17 protein-coding genes, 4 tRNA genes and 1 riboswitch are annotated in these 18,293 nt (G+C 58.6%); of the genes, 5 read left to right on the plus strand and 16 right to left on the minus strand.

What is annotated here, in order from left to right:
- Positions 1-135 precede the first annotated feature (135 nt).
- A tRNA-Arg gene (locus tag JIO00_RS21955) sits at positions 136-212 on the minus strand.
- Positions 213-502: 290 nt separating this feature from the next.
- On the opposite strand from JIO00_RS21955, the gene JIO00_RS21960 reads away from it, so the two are divergent.
- Together JIO00_RS21960 and JIO00_RS21965 are read left to right on the plus strand one after the other, a co-directional pair.
- Positions 503-736, plus strand: a complete 234-nt coding sequence (locus JIO00_RS21960; protein WP_200666830.1) for a hypothetical protein — start codon at positions 503-505, stop codon at positions 734-736.
- 23 nt (positions 737-759) lie between these two features.
- Positions 760-939: a PA3371 family protein gene (locus JIO00_RS21965; RefSeq protein WP_010457208.1), complete on the plus strand. Its 180-nt coding sequence runs from the start codon at positions 760-762 to the stop codon at positions 937-939.
- Here the strand turns inward: JIO00_RS21965 and phnN are convergent.
- Complete coding sequence (gene phnN, locus JIO00_RS21970; protein WP_083375935.1) at positions 914-1,486, minus strand: phosphonate metabolism protein/1,5-bisphosphokinase (PRPP-forming) PhnN; 573 nt, start codon at positions 1,484-1,486, stop codon at positions 914-916. The two genes, JIO00_RS21965 and phnN, sit on opposite strands and share 26 nt — an antisense overlap.
- 385 nt (positions 1,487-1,871) lie before the next feature.
- Here phnN and JIO00_RS21975 point away from each other — a divergent pair, with 385 nt between their 5' ends.
- A complete protein-coding gene (locus tag JIO00_RS21975; protein ID WP_003178899.1) occupies positions 1,872-2,198 on the plus strand; it encodes an Arc family DNA-binding protein in 327 nt (108 codons plus the stop codon).
- Between the two features lie 101 nt (positions 2,199-2,299).
- Here JIO00_RS21975 and mgtE read toward each other — a convergent pair whose 3' ends face one another.
- Entirely contained in the window at positions 2,300-3,742 is a 1,443-nt protein-coding gene (mgtE, locus tag JIO00_RS21980; protein ID WP_010457218.1) for a magnesium transporter, read from the minus strand.
- Between the two features lie 319 nt (positions 3,743-4,061).
- Between mgtE and JIO00_RS21985 the strand changes: the two genes are divergently transcribed.
- On the plus strand, positions 4,062-4,580 hold the full coding sequence (locus JIO00_RS21985; RefSeq protein ID WP_083375934.1) for a cell envelope protein SmpA: 519 nt from the start codon (positions 4,062-4,064) through the stop codon (positions 4,578-4,580).
- Between the two features lie 19 nt (positions 4,581-4,599).
- Here the strand turns inward: JIO00_RS21985 and JIO00_RS21990 are convergent.
- The 7 genes from JIO00_RS21990 to ltaE all read right to left on the minus strand — a co-directional run bounded on the left by JIO00_RS21990 (position 4,600) and on the right by ltaE (position 10,572).
- A tRNA-Arg gene (locus tag JIO00_RS21990) sits at positions 4,600-4,676 on the minus strand.
- Positions 4,677-4,747: 71 nt separating this feature from the next.
- Positions 4,748-4,824 (minus strand) — tRNA-Arg (locus JIO00_RS21995).
- 107 nt (positions 4,825-4,931) lie between these two features.
- Positions 4,932-5,022, minus strand: a tRNA-Ser gene (locus tag JIO00_RS22000).
- A gap of 62 nt (positions 5,023-5,084) precedes the next feature.
- The gene (gene csrA / locus JIO00_RS22005; RefSeq protein WP_003178872.1) at positions 5,085-5,273 is read right to left on the minus strand and encodes a carbon storage regulator CsrA; all 189 of its coding nucleotides are present in this window, start codon (positions 5,271-5,273) and stop codon (positions 5,085-5,087) included.
- 190 nt (positions 5,274-5,463) lie between these two features.
- A complete protein-coding gene (locus JIO00_RS22010) occupies positions 5,464-6,705 on the minus strand; it encodes an aspartate kinase (RefSeq protein ID WP_008033100.1) in 1,242 nt (413 codons plus the stop codon).
- A gap of 91 nt (positions 6,706-6,796) precedes the next feature.
- Positions 6,797-9,421 (minus strand): alanine--tRNA ligase, encoded by a 2,625-nt coding sequence (gene alaS / locus JIO00_RS22015; protein WP_010457228.1) that lies wholly within the window; start codon positions 9,419-9,421, stop codon positions 6,797-6,799.
- Positions 9,422-9,567: 146 nt separating this feature from the next.
- Entirely contained in the window at positions 9,568-10,572 is a 1,005-nt protein-coding gene (gene ltaE, locus JIO00_RS22020) for a low-specificity L-threonine aldolase (protein ID WP_083375933.1), read from the minus strand.
- A 197-nt stretch (positions 10,573-10,769) separates the two neighbouring features.
- Positions 10,770-10,941, plus strand: a riboswitch (FMN riboswitch).
- 102 nt (positions 10,942-11,043) lie between these two features.
- Here ltaE and JIO00_RS22025 point away from each other — a divergent pair.
- Positions 11,044-11,553: a 6,7-dimethyl-8-ribityllumazine synthase gene (locus JIO00_RS22025; protein ID WP_007943897.1), complete on the plus strand. Its 510-nt coding sequence runs from the start codon at positions 11,044-11,046 to the stop codon at positions 11,551-11,553.
- A gap of 125 nt (positions 11,554-11,678) precedes the next feature.
- Here JIO00_RS22025 and astE read toward each other — a convergent pair whose 3' ends face one another.
- From astE to aruF, 6 genes are all read right to left on the minus strand, one after another.
- Entirely contained in the window at positions 11,679-12,689 is a 1,011-nt protein-coding gene (gene astE / locus JIO00_RS22030) for a succinylglutamate desuccinylase (RefSeq protein WP_010457232.1), read from the minus strand.
- Positions 12,690-12,701: 12 nt separating this feature from the next.
- The gene (locus JIO00_RS22035; RefSeq protein ID WP_010457234.1) at positions 12,702-12,989 is read right to left on the minus strand and encodes a hypothetical protein; all 288 of its coding nucleotides are present in this window, start codon (positions 12,987-12,989) and stop codon (positions 12,702-12,704) included.
- 20 nt (positions 12,990-13,009) lie between these two features.
- Complete coding sequence (gene astB, locus JIO00_RS22040) at positions 13,010-14,356, minus strand: N-succinylarginine dihydrolase (RefSeq protein ID WP_200666832.1); 1,347 nt, start codon at positions 14,354-14,356, stop codon at positions 13,010-13,012.
- Positions 14,357-14,517: 161 nt separating this feature from the next.
- Entirely contained in the window at positions 14,518-15,987 is a 1,470-nt protein-coding gene (gene astD, locus JIO00_RS22045) for a succinylglutamate-semialdehyde dehydrogenase (RefSeq protein WP_167362295.1), read from the minus strand.
- Positions 15,984-17,009 (minus strand): arginine N-succinyltransferase, encoded by a 1,026-nt coding sequence (gene astA / locus JIO00_RS22050; RefSeq protein WP_010457241.1) that lies wholly within the window; start codon positions 17,007-17,009, stop codon positions 15,984-15,986. Before astA ends, astD begins: the two co-directional genes overlap by 4 nt.
- Positions 17,010-17,079: 70 nt before the next feature.
- Positions 17,080-18,099, minus strand: coding sequence for an arginine/ornithine succinyltransferase subunit alpha (gene aruF / locus JIO00_RS22055; protein ID WP_010457242.1), 1,020 nt, complete (start codon positions 18,097-18,099; stop codon positions 17,080-17,082).
- Between the last annotated feature and the right edge of the window lie 194 nt (positions 18,100-18,293).

Below are 18,293 nucleotides of genomic sequence, written 5' to 3' on the forward strand. Positions count from 1 at the left end.
CTTGAATGGTACGAGGAGTAAGGCACAGCAACGATGGACTTGCCATGTAGGTCGTCGGGTCGACGGGCATAAAAAAGCCCCGCTGGAGGATTCTCCGGCGGAGCTTTTTATCACAGCGCAGGGCTGTAAATCAGGTGGTGTCCCAGGGCAGGTTCGAACTGCCAACCTTCCCCTTAGGAGGGGGATGCTCTATCCAATTGAGCTACTGAGACACAGATCGCCCCGCTGGGATGCGGTGCGATAGACGGCGAGCATGTTAACGGCCAGGCCTGCTTTTGTCATGTCGTCCGTAGGGCTTTTTAAGTGTAGGCAGCCGCCCCTTGTCATCGTGGCTTAATTTACCGTGCAAATTGCATCCTCTCAAAATGCCATCATTGCAATTTGCAACGACGGCCTCTTAAAGTAATAAGTTAATTCTTTGTTTTTAAAGGATTTAATTGCCGTTAGACTCTTGGCACGCGGGCTGCTTTAGCTGTTCTCACGAACAACCGAGGTTAGCCTCATGAACAGCGTCCTTTTACTCTCGAATGCAATCGCTCTTACCGTCCTGCTGGGTGGTCATTTTGCCGCCGAGAACGACGCTGTGCAGATTGCGCAACGAATGCCGCATTACCTCCAGCTGCAAAAAGCCCCGCAATTGGCGGTCATGAACGATCAGCGCGGCTTTGTTGGCCAGGACGTAAGCCAGCAAAATTATCTTCCGGTGTCTCAGACTTCGGAACGCTTGGTATTTTGAATCACCCTATCAGGAGCACAGCAATGTCCAAATCAGCCGCAGGATTTTTGATCCTTGCCTTACTGAGCGGCATTCTTCATCTGTCATTGGTCCCGGACACGGTTGCCACCGTACCCCTGATCGCCTGCGGCGTTTTCGGCGCGTTATTCGTGCTGGCGCTGATTATCGGACGCAAAATCAAATTCGATCCGGTTCTGCGCTGACGTTCAGCAATTTCAGAAGATTGGCGACGGTGACGGCAATCTCGCCAGAGTTGTCGAGTCGGTAGATCTGCGAATCACCGAGAGGATCCTCCGCTGTAAATAACCTGTTGCGGCGCAATCTGGCTTCAATTTCTGCAAGGCTCTCACGGCCTCGCTTCATCAGTCGCTCGCGTAATACCTCATCCTGGACCGTCAACAGCACCGGCAACAATGTCGGGTAGCGTTGCAGTGCCTCGGCCAGGTGGCCACGAGAGCCATTGACCAAGACATGACGACCTTCTTCCAGCCAATGGTCGATCTGGACCGGAATGCCGTAATCCAGGCCATGAGCGTGCCACGACAGCGCAAAGTCACCCTTGTCGCGGCGTTGTTCGAACTCCTCGCGAGAGACTCCGATGGCATCTTCGCCTACGGATTCAGCCGAACGCGTAATGACCCGTCGTACCACTTCGCCGTTTATCGAGCGTAAAGGTTGTCGAGCCGCTTCGATGAGGCTGTCTTTGCCGGATCCGGAAGGCCCCATCAAGTAAATCAGCCTGCCATCCATCCTGAATCCCCCCCCTGTGCGGGTCTGCCACTAGTAAATCGGCCATTTGCCACTATCCTGTATAAGGTAAGGACCAAGGATCGAATCCGCGTAGCATGCACCTTCAGGCGTCTTCGGGCATCACCTGACGGGAAGAGCACGTGGTCAGCGATACGGGCAGGGACCAAAGTTTTCTAACCAGTCCACATTTTCGATAAAGGTGCTGGCATAACGCCTTTACCCAGCTCAATATTTGTCACAGAATTGACGCCAATGATCTGGCTGCTTTGAGGCATGATGCGAGCCTCTATCAATTCAGGTTGAACATTTGGCCAGAGAGCTTGTCCTATCAGACATCCTGCGGCCAATCCCGAGAACCGCTCCCCTGAACTAACCGGTTAAATATATGCGCCCATTGAAACAGGCAATTTATTCCAGCCGTACGGCTGACAAGTTCGTCGTACGTCTGCCAGACGGAATGCGTGAACGCATTGCCGAGGTGGCTCGCAATCATCATCGCAGCATGAACTCCGAAATCATTGCGCGCCTTGAGCAGAGTCTTATTCAGGAAGGTGCACTGGGCGAAGAGTTGAGCATGCGCCTGGACAGCCCGGAGCTGTCATTGCACGAACGTGAACTGCTGCAACGCTTCCGCCAACTCTCCCATCGTCAGCAAAATGCTCTTGTTTCGCTGATTGCCCATGACGCCGAAATGGCCGCAGACGCTTCCTGATTCGACCCGAAAGCCAAGCCAGCATAATCGCTGGCTTTTTTTTGCCTGAAATTCGGCCATAAAAAACCCGCCGAATTGGCGGGTTTCTTAAAGCAGGCAAGTCAGAGCAGGAAAATCGTTGCCAGCCCGAGGAAGATGAAGAACCCGCCGCTGTCAGTCATGGCAGTGATCATAACGCTGGCACCCATCGCCGGATCGCGCCCAAGCCGCGCCAGAGTCATCGGGATCAAGACCCCCATCAACGCCGCCAGCAACAAGTTAAGCGTCATGGCGGCGGTCATCACCACCCCGAGGGACCAACTGCCATAAAGCAGATAGGCCACAACGCCAATCACGCCCCCCCAGACCAGGCCATTGATCAAACCGACGGCCAGCTCCTTGCGCATCAATCGCGAGGTATTGCCGGTGCTCACCTGGTCCAGCGCCATGGCTCGAACGATCATGGTGATAGTCTGGTTGCCCGAGTTGCCACCGATACCGGCCACGATCGGCATCAATGCCGCCAGTGCCACCAGTTTTTCGATGGAGCCCTCAAACAGGCCGATCACCCGGGATGCGATAAACGCGGTGATCAGGTTGACCGCCAGCCAGGCCCAACGGTTGCGCAGGGATTTCCAGACCGAAGCGAAGATATCTTCTTCTTCGCGCAGACCCGCCATGTTGAGTACTTCGTTTTCGCTCTCTTCACGGATCAGGTCGACCATTTCATCGATGGTCAGACGGCCGATCAGCTTGCCGTTCTTGTCGACCACAGGCGCCGAGATCAAGTCGTAACGTTCGAACGCCTGAGCGGCGTCGTAGGCATCTTCGTCCGGGTGAAAACTCACCGGGTCGCTGGCCATGACTTCCGAAACCTGCTTTTCCGGATCGTTGACCAGCAAACGCTTGATCGGCAGCACGCCCTTGAGCACGCCGTCGTAGTCGACCACAAACAGTTTGTCGGTGTGGCCCGGCAGCTCTTTGAGACGACGCAGATAACGCAAGACGACTTCGAGACTGACATCCTCACGGATGGTCACCATCTCGAAGTCCATCAGCGCACCGACTTGCTCCTCGTCATAGGACAACGCGGAGCGGACGCGCTCACGCTGTTGACCATCGAGGGTTTCCATCAGTTCGTGGACGACGTCTCGCGGCAGCTCGGAAGCCAGGTCAGCAAGTTCGTCGGCGTCCATGTCCTTGGCCGCAGCCAGGAGCTCGTGATCGTCCATGTCGGCGATCAGGGTTTCACGAACCGAGTCGGATACTTCGAGGAGAATGTCGCCGTCGCGATCAGCCTTGACCAATTGCCAGAGCGTCAGACGATCGTCCAGCGGCAAGGCTTCAAGGATGTAGGCAACGTCGGCGGAGTGCAGATCATCGAGCTTGCGTTGCAGCTCGACGAGGTTTTGCCGGTGTACCAGGTTCTCGACCCGGTCGTGATGCGGACCTTCCTGGCGATGAGTCAGGTCTTCGACCACCCGCTGGCGCTGCAGCAGCTCAACGACTTGAGCGAGGCGGTCCTGCAAGCTTTCCTGCGTTTTCTTTACTTCTACTTCAGACATAGGCGAACTCCACTCCCAGCAGCGGGGCACGCCGGAAGGATCAATCAGTCAATTCATGATTGGAAAAACGGGATACTGAGTAACTACTGGGTAAGTCCATGGAGGTATTCCACAAGCCCCGGCGGGGCTGACGGGCGCAATGATACACCGCCCGACGGTTTTAAACGTCAAAAAATCATGGCTGAAACAAGCGGTTGCAAGACAAAGCTGAGCGCAGTCCTGATCTCTCCAACTGCGACGACTCATTCTGAAAAGAAAACACACCCTCATCGAAAAATGTAGCGGCTACCCTGACATGGACCGTCATGGAGGACGTTTAATGCCATCGATTGCCTTTTATTTTTTACTGCTTGCCCTGCTCTGCCTTTCACCCCGGTTGCAGGCAACCATCCTTCACCGTTGCGAAGCACCCGACGGTCGCCTCACCTTCACAACCCTGAGTTGCGCGGAGGGTGAAAGCTTCTCGCAGCAAGAGGTGCGCACTTTCACGCCCGGCAACGCGATAGCGCTCATGCCTGAGGCTGACGTTCGGGAGACACCCTCGACGAAAACCGGAAGGAAGGAGCCAACCATTGTCGGCCAGACTGAGGACAAGTGCGCAAACCTGATAACCGCCAAGGAACGTCGCGAAGCAATCATCAATCAACGGATAGTCGCGGGCATGACACAACAGGACGTCGAGAGCGCCCTGGGCAAGCCGGACAAGATCAGTATCAGGAATTCCGCAACAAGCTACCGCTACGAACTCAAGCGAGGTCGCAGCGCACATGTGGAGTTCGACGAGAAAGGATGTACAAAGGGAAAAGCCAAATCCCGGACGGCAAAAAGCCCGCGTTAAACGCGGGCTTTTTGGTGTTTGGTGCACTCGACAGGATTCGAACCTGTGACCGCTCGGTTCGTAGCCGAGTACTCTATCCAGCTGAGCTACGAGTGCATTTGTGTTTTTATACCAGATCACAACTGGTTGGAGCCAAGTCATTTGCATTGCTGCAAACAACTCTTAAATGGTGCACTCGACAGGATTCGAACCTGTGACCGCTCGGTTCGTAGCCGAGTACTCTATCCAGCTGAGCTACGAGTGCATTTGTTGCCGCGCATTATAGGCCGTCTAATCTCTATGTAAAGCACTTTTTCTAGTAATTTCAAACACTTACCGAAAAAGCCAGATTACAACGTACTACGCAAATAATGGCGGAGAACGGGGGATTCGAACCCCCGACACCCTTTTGAGGTGTACTCCCTTAGCAGGGGAGCGCCTTCGGCCACTCGGCCAGCTCTCCGCAACACGGGGCGTATATTAACCAGCTTCTTCCCCGTTTGCAAACATAAAAAACGATAAAAATTAATGGCTTGGTTCGTCGTCCTTCTCTTTCTTGATCCGCAAGTAGATTTCCTCACGGTGAACCGCAACCTCTTTAGGTGCGTTAACGCCAATACGCACTTGATTTCCTTTGACGCCGAGCACGGTCACGGTGATTTCGCCATCACCAATAATCAGGCTTTCTGCGCACCGACGAGTCAGAATCAGCATACCTTTCTCCTCACGCATTTCATTTCAGGGACAACAGTCTGCAAAAAAAAGGCACTCGACCTACAACCGGAAAACGATCGCAGCCCTACATGCCTGAGTATTGACCAGCGCGAGCAAAAGAACAGTTCCTGGGTCGCGCCATTCAAAAAAGACAAAGGGCGCGGTCAGACCGCGCCCTTTGGCAAACGCATCACTCGCCTGTTCGGGCCGGTGCGTCCAGTTCGAAAGCTGTGTGCAGAGCGCGCACAGCCAGTTCCAGATACTTCTCTTCGATCACAACGGAGACTTTGATTTCCGACGTCGAGATCATCTGGATGTTGATGCTTTCTTTCGCCAGGGATTCGAACATGCGGCTGGCCACGCCTGCGTGAGAACGCATGCCGACGCCGACGATCGAGACCTTGGCGATCTTGATGTCACCGACCACTTCACGGGCACCGATCTCGCGAGCGGTGTTTTCCAGCACGGTTTGTGCGGCCTGGAAGTCATTGCGGTGCACGGTGAAGGTGAAGTCGGTGGTGTTATCGTGCGCAACGTTCTGCACGATCATGTCGACTTCGATGTTCGCGGCACTGATCGGGCCGAGAATCTTGAATGCAACGCCCGGGGTGTCTGGCACGCCACGGATGGTCAGCTTGGCTTCATCGCGATTGAAAGCGATGCCGGAAATGATCGGCTGTTCCATGGTTTCCTCTTCATCAATAGTAATGAGGGTGCCCGGACCCTCCTTGAAGCTGTGCAGTACGCGCAGCGGAACGTTGTACTTGCCGGCGAATTCCACCGCACGGATCTGCAACACCTTGGAACCGAGGCTGGCCATTTCCAGCATCTCTTCGAAGGTAATCTTGTCCAGGCGCTGGGCCACGGACACCACACGCGGGTCGGTGGTGTAGACGCCATCGACATCGGTGTAGATCTGGCATTCGTCGGCCTTCAAGGCCGCCGCCAGCGCCACGCCGGTGGTGTCGGAACCGCCACGACCGAGGGTGGTGATGTTGCCATGCTCGTCGACGCCCTGGAAACCGGCGACAACTACCACACGACCTGCCTTCAGATCACCGCGAATCTTCTGGTCATCAATCTGCAAGATACGCGCTTTATTGTGCGCACTGTCCGTCAGAATCCGCACCTGGTTGCCGGTGTAAGACACCGCAGGCACGCCGCGCTTGATCAGCGCCATGGCCAACAGTGCAATCGTCACCTGCTCGCCCGTGGAAACGATCACATCCAGCTCACGCGGAACCGGTTGGCCATCACCACTGATTTGCTTGGCCAGATCGATCAGACGGTTGGTTTCGCCGCTCATTGCCGACAGGACAACCACCAGGTCATCGCCGGCATCGCGGAATTTCTTAACCTTGTCGGCGACCTGCTCGATTCTCTCGACAGTGCCGACTGAGGTGCCTCCAAATTTCTGTACGATCAAAGCCATTTCAAAGCCGCCTCTGCCCATGAAGGGCGCCCAAATAATCACTCAAACAGCGTTCCCGCCCGCCACTAGACGACGGGCCGGACACCCTGCCTTATAAACCCTGCTCTACAAATGGAACCGTCAGGGCCAGTGCCGCGTCCAGTGCGCCAGCGTCAGTACCACCGCCTTGCGCCATGTCTGGACGACCACCGCCCTTCCCGCCCACTGCCGCAGCGGCTTGCTTCATCAAATCACCGGCTTTGAGTTGGCCAGTCAGGTCTTTGGTTACGCCTGCAACCAGAACGACCTTTTCCTCATGGACACTGCCGAGCAGGATCACTGCGCGGCCGAGTTTGTTTTTCAGCTGATCGACGAGCGCCAGCAGCGCCTTGGCGTCCTGACCGTCCAGACGCACGGCCAGCACTTTCACGCCTTTGACGTCCAGGGCAGAAGCCGACAGATCGTCGCCCGCCGCGCTGGCCGCCTTGGCCTGCAACTGCTCGAGTTGCTTCTCCAGCAGACGGTTGCGCTCCAGCACAGCCGACAGCTTGTCGATCAGGTTATCGCGGCTGCCCTTGACCAGGTTGGCCGCTTCCTTGAGTTGTTCTTCTGCAGCGTTCAAGTAAGCCAGTGCCGCAGCACCGGTGACTGCCTCGATACGACGCACGCCCGACGCAACACCGCCTTCGCTGATGATTTTCAGCAGGCCGATGTCACCGGTACGGTTGGCGTGGATGCCACCGCACAGCTCGACGGAGAAATCACCGCCCATGCTCAGCACGCGCACGTTGTCGCCGTACTTCTCGCCAAACAGCGCCATGGCGCCTTTTTTCTTGGCGGTTTCGATGTCGGTTTCTTCGGTTTCAACGGCGGAGTTCTTGCGAATCTCGGCGTTGACGATGTCTTCCAGGGCCTTCAGTTGCTCAGGCTTGATGGCTTCGAAGTGGCTGAAGTCAAAGCGCAGGCGCTGACTGTCGACCAACGAGCCTTTCTGCTGAACGTGATCGCCCAGCACTTTACGCAACGCCGCATGCAGCAAGTGAGTGGCCGAGTGGTTCAGCGAAGTGGCGTGGCGCACCTCGGCTTCAACGTGGGTTTCAACCGGCGAACCGATGATCAGGCTGCCCGATGCCAACACACCGTGGTGCAGAAATGCGCCGCCGGTCTTGGTGGTGTCACGCACGTCGAAGCGGCCACCGCTCGATTGCAGATAACCGCAATCGCCGATCTGGCCGCCGGACTCAGCGTAGAACGGGGTCTGATTGAGAACGACCACGCCCTCTTCGCCTTCACTCAGTACGTCGACCGCCTGGCCTTCTTTATAGAGGCCAACAACTTTCGCCGAACCGCTGGTGGCTTTGTAACCGGTGAATTCGGTGGCCACATCAACCTTGACCAGGCTGTTGTAGTCCATGCCGAAGGAACTGGCGGAACGGGCACGGACGCGCTGGGCTTCCATTTCGCGTTCGAAGCCTGCTTCGTCGATGGTCAAGTTGCGCTCGCGAGCGATGTCGCCCGTCAGGTCCATCGGGAAGCCGTAGGTGTCGTAGAGCTTGAACACCACATCGCCCGGCACCACGTCGCCTTTGAGTTCGGCCAGATCCTGCTCAAGGATTTTCAGGCCCTGCTCCAGGGTCTTGGCGAACTGCTCTTCTTCGGCTTTCAGGACGCGTTCGATATGTGCCTGTTGAGCTTTCAGCTCAGGGAAGGCTTCGCCCATCTCGGCAACCAGGGCCGCTACGATCTGGTAGAAGAAGCTGCCCTTGGCGCCCAGTTTGTTGCCGTGACGGCAGGCGCGACGGACGATCCGGCGCAGCACATAACCCCGGCCTTCGTTGGACGGCAGCACGCCGTCGGCAATCAGGAAACCGCACGAACGAATGTGGTCAGCCACGACTTTCAGGGAAGCCTGAGCGTCGTTGGTGCAGCCGATAGCCTTGGCCGATGCGCTCAGCAGACTCTGGAACAGGTCGATTTCATAGTTCGAGTGAACGTGCTGCAGCACGGCACTGATCCGCTCCAGGCCCATGCCGGTGTCGACCGACGGCGCTGGCAGCGGGTGCAACACGCCATCGGCGGTGCGGTTGAACTGCATGAACACGTTGTTCCAGATCTCGATGTAACGGTCGCCATCTTCTTCCGGCGAGCCCGGCGGGCCGCCCCAGATGTCGGCGCCGTGATCGTAGAAAATCTCGGTGCAAGGACCGCACGGGCCAGTATCGCCCATGGTCCAGAAGTTATCGGAAGCGTATGGCGCGCCCTTGTTGTCGCCGATGCGGACCATGCGCTCGGCCGGAACACCGATCTCCTTGGTCCAGATGTCATAGGCCTCGTCATCGCTGGCGTAGACGGTGACCCAGAGCTTTTCCTTCGGCAGGTTCAGCCACTGCTCGGAGGTCAGGAAGTTCCAGGCGTAGGTGATCGCGTCGCGCTTGAAGTAATCACCGAAGCTGAAGTTACCCAGCATTTCGAAGAAGGTGTGGTGACGGGCGGTATAACCGACGTTTTCCAGGTCGTTGTGCTTGCCGCCGGCGCGCACGCATTTCTGGCTGGAGACAGCGCGGGTGTACGCGCGCTTTTCCTGGCCCAGGAAGCAGTCCTTGAACTGGTTCATCCCCGCGTTAGTGAACAGCAGGGTTGGGTCGTTGCCCGGAATCAAAGAGCTGGAGGCTACACGGGTGTGGCCTTGCTCTTCGAAGAAGCGAAGGAAGGCTTCACGGATTTCTGCGCTTTTCATTAGGTTCTTCCACGGAGGCTGCGGCCAAAGGCCTGTACGAAACGTCAACAGACGAAGCGACGGCAAAGGGCCGCATTATATCGGCCCAGCGCGCGGGGTACAGCGTGTTTATACGATAGAAACGGTCAATTGGACCGCCAAGGCGATCAGTTGCGAGAAAACTCGACGAATGTCGCGACGACCTGCTCGATTTGAGCGCGGTCAACGTCCATGTGCGTGACCATCCGCAGGCGTCCGGCAGCGCTCAGCTTGATGCCACGCTCGGCGGCAAAGGCCTTGATCGCCTCGGCCTTGTCGCCCATGTTCACGTAAACCATGTTGGTCTGCACCGGCTCGACTTCGTAACCGGCCTTTTGCAGTCCGTCGGCCAGAAATTGCGCATTGGCATGATCGTCGGCCAGACGCTGAACGTTGTTATCCAGCGCATAAAGCCCCGCCGCGGCCAAAAGACCAGCCTGGCGCATGCCACCACCGACCATCTTGCGCAGGCGACGCGCCTTGCCGATCAACTCTGCCGAACCACACAACACCGACCCGATCGGCGCGCCCAGGCCTTTGGACAGGCAGACCGAAACCGAATCGAAGTGCTGTGTGATCTCGCGGGCATCAACACCCAACTTGACGGCCGCGTTGTAAAGCCGAGCGCCGTCCAGGTGCAGCTGCAACCCATGTTCACGGGTAAGACTGCGTGCCTGGGCGAGATATTCCAGCGGCAGGACTTTGCCCTGCATGGTGTTTTCCAGCGCCAGCAACCGTGTACGAGCGAAATGGAAGTCGTCCGGTTTGATCGCGGCGACGACGTGCGCCAGGTCCAGCGAGCCGTCAGCCTGCACTTCCAGCGGCTGCGGCTGGATCGAGCCAAGCACCGCCGCGCCGCCACCTTCGTACTTATACGTGTGCGCCTGCTGGCCGACGATGTATTCGTCACCCCGTTCGCAATGAGCCATCAGGCCCAGCAGATTGCTCATGGTGCCCGTCGGCACGAACAACGCAGCGGCAAACCCCAACCGTTTTGCCAGTTCCGCTTCCAGGCGGTTGACCGTCGGATCTTCGCCATAGACGTCGTCACCGGTGGGCGCACTGGCCATCGCGTCGAGCATTCCGGCGGTCGGTTGGGTAACGGTGTCGCTGCGAAGATCGATAACGCTCATGAATCTGGCCTCGGTAAGCAGGGGAAAATCCCTTTCAGGTAGGAATTACTGCGGTCATGACAACGATTAATCAACCCCAAGCGAAGGAAAAGACCCGTCAAGTGAGCGAAAAAGTCGATAGCAATCATCAGATAGCAGCAATGCACAGGCAGGAAATATGTGTTAAAAAAGCTGCGCCGCCAAACAATCTGGCGGCAAAACGTTCTCAGGGCGGGGTGCAACTCCCCACCGGCGGTAATTGCGCGCAATGCGCATAGCCCGCGAGCGCTTGGTGACAGACACGGCTTCGGTGGTGTCTGGCGGCAAGGTCAGCAGACCCGGTGTGATCCCGGGGCCGACGGTCATAGTCCGGATGAAGAGAGAACGGGATTGGCGCCAAAGGGCCGTCCGCAGGCATTCGTGCGAGCGTGCGTACCCTTAAATCCCATTCGATTCATATGCCCTGTTTTTTACATAAACAGGAGTCAGAACATGCAACCCACCGCAATCGATAGCAAAAGCAAAAACCATCAGGGCGAGCGCGTTGCGTTCATCCAGGCCTGCTGGCACAAGGAAATCGTCGACCAGAGCCGTAAGGGCTTCGTTGCCGAAATGATTGCCCAGGGTTATCAGGAATCGGAGATCGATTTCTTCGAAGTCGGCGGCGCCTTTGAAATTCCACTGCACGCCAAGCTGCTGGCCAAGTCCGGCCGTTATGCCGGCATCGTCGCGGCGGGCCTGGTGGTCGACGGCGGCATCTACCGTCACGAATTCGTCGCCCAGTCGGTGATCAGCGGCCTGATGCAGGTTCAACTGGAGACTGAAGTGCCGGTGTTCTCGGTGGTTTTAACCCCGCACCACTTCCATGCCGGCGAAGAGCATCAGAAGTTCTTCTTCGAGCATTTCGTGCATAAAGGCCAGGAAGCGGCGAAGACCTGTGCCGATACGCTGCACAAGATGCGTGCGTTGCGTCGCAGCGAGCCTCGCGCGGTAGCCGTCTAAACCCCGAGCCAGCCCCCGTAGGAGCGAGGCTTGCCCGCGAAGGCGATTTTAAATTCAACATCAATGTTGATTATGAAATCGCTTTCGCGGGCAAGCCTCGCTCCTACAGGGGACTACTGTGTCTGTTATGCGAGGTTTTCGTCGGTGGCGGGCACGATCAGGATGCCGGCGCGCAGGCCGTTTTTGACCTTGGGGTTCGGGAAAATGATCCGGGCGCCCTTCTCTTCGATGATCCAGCGGGTCTGGGCGATGTCTTCGGCCAGTACGTAACCCACGTCCAACTCCGAAAAGTTCTCGATGTCCGCCGGCAGGTTCAGGCGGAAGCTATCGCTGTGCTTGATGATTTCCCGCGCCACGCTGAACAACTGCAAACCGTCCAGGCCTTCGTCGGTCACCGCAGGCTCGGTGCCTTCGATAATCTGCTGGAGACGGGTTTCAAGCAGCGAGACGTTCACACCGTCGTTCTGCCCAAACGGCCGCGCCTTGCCCAGCTCAAGAGTGAAAGACTCGGCAGCGAGCTTGTCGTAGGTGTAAGAGCTGAACACAATCGACGGCTTGTTCTGCAACAGCACCGCTTCCATACCGGCAGCACGCAAACGGGCCAGCTCGAGGCGTGAATGCTGGCGCCCCTCTTTCCAGGGATACAACGCGAACTGCTCGATTTTCGAACCACGAATCGCGGTGTGCAGGTCGTAATGCAGGCGGCTGCGATCCGGCAGGCTGAAAAAACTCGCCGCCAGCCGCTCCAGTTCACAGGCGCGCAGGGCTTCGGAGCCGCTGGTTTGTTCGTGACGGCCGTTGAACAGCCGATTGACGTCCTGCTCGACGAAGCGCTCGCCTTTGCGAATCGCTTCCGGGTTGCCGAACAGGAACAGAATGCGTGCGCGCGGCTTCAAGTCGCCGCGAGCGATGTCATGCAACAGGCGATCGAGCAACTCGATCGGCGCTGTTTCGTTGCCATGGATACCCGCTGACAGCAGCAGGTCCAGGCCATTGTCGCGCGCCTCAGGCGGCCGGACTTCCAGCGCACCTTCGCTCAACCAGCGCATGCGCACGCCTTCGACAGTCAGTTGAGTCTTCTCCGCCGGTTCGCGGCCGGCGAGGGTCAGTTCAAGCAGTTTGCCGAGGGCGAGCATAGAGCGATTTCCTTAGTGGTCGTGTGCGCAATCCGGGCCGTGCACGTGGTCTTCGTCGCCGACTTCAGCCGGTTCCATTTCCAGTTGCAGACTTACCAGATTAGTCGCCAATGGGCGCAGCAGCAGGTTTGCGTATTCGGCATCACCTTCTTCAACGTCCACGCCGATCAGCAGCTGGCCGCGGCCGTCCTGCTGGATCCACAGCTCTTTGCCTTGCCACAGGACCGCGACGCGGGTGCAGGACGTTTCCAGTTGCGTGCCGTCGGTGTCTTCAAGGATCAGCTGCAGGGTATCGCTCATGTTTTTTACGCTCTCGACGTTCAATTGATCTGGAAAGGATAAACCGCGCCCAGTTTAAGGATTTGCGTCAGTTCATCCAGTGCCGTCCGGCACTCAAGCAGCAATTGCGGGTCCGCCAGGTCGGTTTCGGCCATGCGGTCACGGTAGTGCTTGTCGACCCATTCGGTCAGCGTGCCGTACAACGGTGCCGTCATGATAACCCCTGGGTTGACCGCCGCCAGTTCGGTTTCATTCAGTGCGACACGCAACCGCAGGCAAGCCGGGCCACCGCCGTTCTGCATACTTTGTTTCAGATCGAAAACCTTCACTTCGCGGATCAGGCCGCCGGAGCTGGTCAAACCTTGCAGATACTGCCAGACGCGTTCATTGCCACGGCACTCTTCCGGCACGATCAACAGCATCGAACCGTCAGGGCGGGTCAGCAATTGGCTATTGAACAGGTAGGAACGAACGGCGTCTTCGACGGTAACGGCAGAACGCGGGACGCAAATTGACTGGAATTTCCCACCGACTTTTGCAAGTTTGCCCTGCAGTTCAGCGAGCATCTGCTCGGTGTCGAGGAACGCGTCCTCGTGATAGAACAGCACCTCGCCGTTACCTACCGCGATCACGTCGTTGTGGAAAACGCCCTGATCGATCACCGATGGGTTCTGCTGGGCGTAGACCACGCCGTCATCGCTCAAGCCGTGCAGGCGAGCAACGGCTTGCGAGGCTTCAAGCGTCTGGCGCGCCGGGTACTTCTGGGGAGCCGGGTAGCGGGTGTCGAATGCGCTGCGCCCGAACACGAAGAACTCGACGCCGGCGTCACCGTATTCACGGCAGAAACGGGTGTGGTTGGCCGCACCTTCGTCGCCGAACTGCGCCACCGCCGGCAAGGCGGCGTGGTGAGCAAAGTGTTTCTGGTCAGCGAACATCGCCCCCAGCACGCGGCTGGTGGTCGGGTGTTCGATGCTGCGGTGGTATTTGCAGTTGAGGTTGGCAGCGGTGAAATGCACGCGGCCATCCGCAGTATCGGCACTCGGGCTGACCGTGGCGGCGTTGGCCACCCACATGCTCGACGCCGAGCAACTGGCGACCAGCAAGGGCATCGCATCTTTGGCGGCTTTCTCGATCACTTGCGCGTCGGTGCCGCTGAAGCCCAGACGGCGCAGGGCCGCAACGTCAGGACGTTCCTGGGGGGCCAGAACGCCTTGCTGAAAGCCCATTTCCATCAGCGCTTTCATTTTCGCCAGGCCTTGCAGCGCGGCTTCCTTCGGGTTCGAAGACTGCTGGCTGTTGCTCTGGGACGCGACGTTGCCGTAGGACAAACCGCCGTAGTTATGGGTCGGCCCCACTAGACCGTCAAAATTGACTTCATAGGATTTCATCAGCGAGGCTCCACGAGAATCTGTTGTTATGGCTTCAGTAACTATTCAGTAAGACCGCGTCGCGGCCATCGCCAGCAAGCTGGCTCCCACAGTGATGGGGTCGTACACAAAATGTGTGAACACCACCGAACCTGTGGGAGCCAGCCTGCTGGCGATGGACATCACGCCATCTTCACGCCAGGCGTAAGCGAAGCAGGCAACACCAGGTTCGGCGTTTCCAGCGAGGCCACCGGGTACGCGCAGTAATCTGCGGCGTAGTAGGCGCTGGCGCGGTGGTTGCCCGAAGCGCCGACGCCGCCGAATGGCGCGCTGCTCGCGGCGCCGGTCAGCTGCTTGTTCCAGTTGACGATACCGGCACGGCTTTCCAGCCAGAACTGCTGATAACGCGCTTCGGAATCCGACAGCAAACCAGCCGCCAGCCCATAGTCCGTGTCGTTGGCTTCAGCAATCGCCGCTTCAAAATCAGCGTAGCGGATCACTTGCAGCAACGGGCCGAACAGCTCCTCGTCAGGACGATCGGCGACAGCCGTCACGTCCAGGATGCCCGGTGTCAGCAACGCGGCTTGCGCCTGAGGCTGAGTCATTTCCAGCAGCGCCACGGCGCCATTGGCCAGCAGATGCTCTTGCGCATCCATCAGCGCTTTCGCCGCGCCGAGGGAAATCACCGAGCCCATGAACGGCGCCGGTTGCTGGTCAAACGCACCGACTTCAATCGTCGAACTGACCGCCACCAGACGCGCCAGCAACGTGTCGCCCCAGGCGCCCTGCGGTACCAGCAAGCGACGGGCACAGGTGCAACGCTGGCCGGCGGAAATGAATGCCGACTGGATGATGGTGTAAACGGCAGCATCGAGGTCTGCGACCTGATCCACCACCAGCGGGTTGTTACCGCCCATCTCCAGGGCGAGGATCTTGTCCGGACGACCGGCAAATTGCTGGTGCAGGTGATTGCCGGTGCGGCTCGAACCGGTGAAGAACAGACCGTCGATGCCCGGGTTCGCCGCCAGGGCGATACCGGTTTCGCGAGCGCCTTGCAGCAGGTTCAACACACCCGCCGGCAGACCGGCTTCGATCCAGCACTTAACCGTCAGTTCGGCGACTTTCGGCGTCAGTTCGCTGGGCTTGAACAGCACGCTGTTACCGGCCAGCAGTGCCGGCACGATGTGACCGTTCGGCAAATGCCCCGGGAAGTTGTAAGGCCCGAACACCGCCACCACGCCGTGTGGCTTGTGGCGCAACACGGCGGTGGCGTCGCCCAGCGGACCGCTCTTCTCGCCGGTACGCTCGCGGTAGCTCTGCACCGAGATCGCAATCTTGTTGACCATGCTGGTCACTTCCGTTGCGGCTTCCCACAACGGCTTGCCGGTTTCCTCACCAATGGTGCGGGCCAGTTCGTCAGCGTGGTTTTTCAGCGCGGCGGCAAAGGCTTCAAGCACAGTAATGCGCTCGTCCAGGGTGCGACGGGCCCAGCCCGGAAACGCCTGACGAGCAGCCTGCACGGCCGACTCAACCTGAGCGGCGGTCGCGCCTTCGCCGGTCCACAGCACTTGCTGGGTCACCGGGTTCAGCGACTGGAAGGCTTCGCCCTGACCGGCCAGCCATTCACCTGCGATGTATAGCGAATTCATTATTTCGACTCCCTGGCAGCAGACAACGGAACGGCGCGCACTTGATCACCGGCGTTGAGTTGAAGACGTTTGGCGGTCAGCGGATCAACGACCAACGTACCGGCGGCGAAGCGTGCTGGCGCGGCAGTGATGCGGCAGTCTTCGCGCTTGCGGTTGTGAATCAGGAACGGAGTAGCGTCATCACCCGGCGTGCCGATGGCCAACACCAGTGCCTGGCTGTCGCGCACGGCGCGGATCTTGCCGGTTTCGCACTCGACCGCAGGGCCGGCGTCGAAGATGTCGACGTAGCCTTGGTAGCTGAAACCTTCGCTCTTGAGCATGGCCAGCGCCGGCTCGGTGTCAGGGTGAACCTGACCGATGACGTTGCGCGCGTCTGGCGACAGAAAGCAGGTGTACAGCGGAAATTTCGGCATCAGTTCGGCGATGAACGCCTTGTTGCCCACGCCAGTCAGGTAATCGGCCTGGCTGAATTCCATCTTGAAGAAGTGACGGCCCAGGCTTTCCCAGAATGGCGAGCGCCCGGCTTCGTCGGACACGCCGCGCATCTCGGCAATGATCTTGTTGCCAAACAGCTGCGGGAACTCGGCGATGAACAGCATCCGCGCCTTGGCCAGCATGCGGCCGTTGAGGCCCGTGCGGTAATCGGCGTGGAGGAACAGCGAGCACAACTCAGAGTTGCCGGTCAGGTCGTTGGCCAGGAACAGCGTCGGGATCTCGCGGTAGATGTTCAGTTCTTGCGAAGCGCTGACCGTCAGGCCGACCCGGAAGTTGTACCAAGGCTCACGCAGGCCGACAGCGCCGGCGATGGCGGAAATGCCCACCACGCGGCCATCATCGTCTTCGAGCACGAACAGGTAGTCTGCATCGCCCCGCCCGGCTTCACCGCGAAAGGTCTTCTCGGCCCAGCCGACCCGATGGGCCAGACGTTCTTCGTTGGCCGGCAAGGTGGTCAGGCCGGTGCCGGTGCTGCGGGCCAGGTCGATCAGAGCGGGTAAATCGCTGCTGCGTACAGGACGAACGATCATGCTATCTCCTCAAACGGGCCGCTTGCGCCACCCGCGAAACTTCGCTGCTTTCTAAACACTCAAGCAGTCGTTAAACCGCCACCAGGCGCACGCTCGCACCCTCACCGACGCCCAGGGCTTCGGCCGCTTCCAGATCCAGGGTCACGGGTTTGCCCGGCGCGTAATCGAGCTCAAGCAATACAGCGCGGTAATCCTGCAACTGGGCGTTGGCCACCAGGTACTGACGACCGACACCTTTGACCGCCTCGCCGATTTTCACCGGCACCACACGGCTCTGCGCGATCGAACGGATCCCGGAGACGCGGGCATGCAACGTCGGGCCGCCGTCGAAAATGTCGATGTAGTGATCGGTCTCGAAGCCTTCGCGCATCAGGATGTCGAAGGTGATCTGGGCTCGCGGATGCACCTGGCCCATCGCTTCTTGAGCGGTGTCCGGCAGCAAAGGCACGTAGATCGGGTAATGCGGCATCAGTTCGGCGAGGAAGGTCCGGCTCTTCAGGCCGCACAGACGCTCGGCTTCGGCGTAGTTGAGGTCGAAGAAGTTGCGACCGATGGCGTCCCAGAACGGCGAGTCGCCATTTTCGTCGCTGTAACCGACGATCTCGGTCACCACGGAATCGGCAAAGCGCTCCGGATGGCTGGCAACGAACAGCAGACGACCACGGGAGTTGAGCTCGGCCCAAGGCGAACCCACCAACTCGCGCTGCACGTAGAAACTGGTCAGCAAGCTGTTGCCGGTCAGGTCGTGGCACTGCGAGAGCACGTGAATCTTGTTATGAATCTTCAGCTCGCGGGAGGCGTGCACGAAGGTTTCATTGCGAAAGCTGTAGAACGGCTCGGAGTAACCGGCGGAGGCAACGATTGCAGAGCAACCGACCAGTTTGCCGGTGGTCGAGTCTTCGAGGACGAAGAAATAGCTTTCTTCGCCGTTGAAGCTGACTTCCGCGGAAAACGAGGCTTCGCTTGCGGCGATCTTGTCGCTCAGGCGTTCAACGTCATCCGGCAAGGAAGTGACACCAATCGGGCTGTCCGCAGCCAGACGCTGTACCTCGCCCAGATCAGCCATTTGCGCGGGGCGCATCACCAGCATGGTGTCACTCCTTTCTCGTAACTCTTTTGGGGGAAATAAGCCGAACCCTTGCAGGAGCGAGGCATGCCCGCGAAAGCGGTGTGTCAGCCAATAACAAGGGGTCTGACACGCCGCTTTCGCGGGCAAGCCTTGCTCCTACAGAAGAGCGGGTCCGGCATAAAAATTGGGTTCGACGCCTGAAATGTCAGGCGCCG

This window comes from Pseudomonas sp. SW-3 (assembly GCF_016615645.1).
Lineage (GTDB): Bacteria > Pseudomonadota > Gammaproteobacteria > Pseudomonadales > Pseudomonadaceae > Aquipseudomonas > Aquipseudomonas mandelii.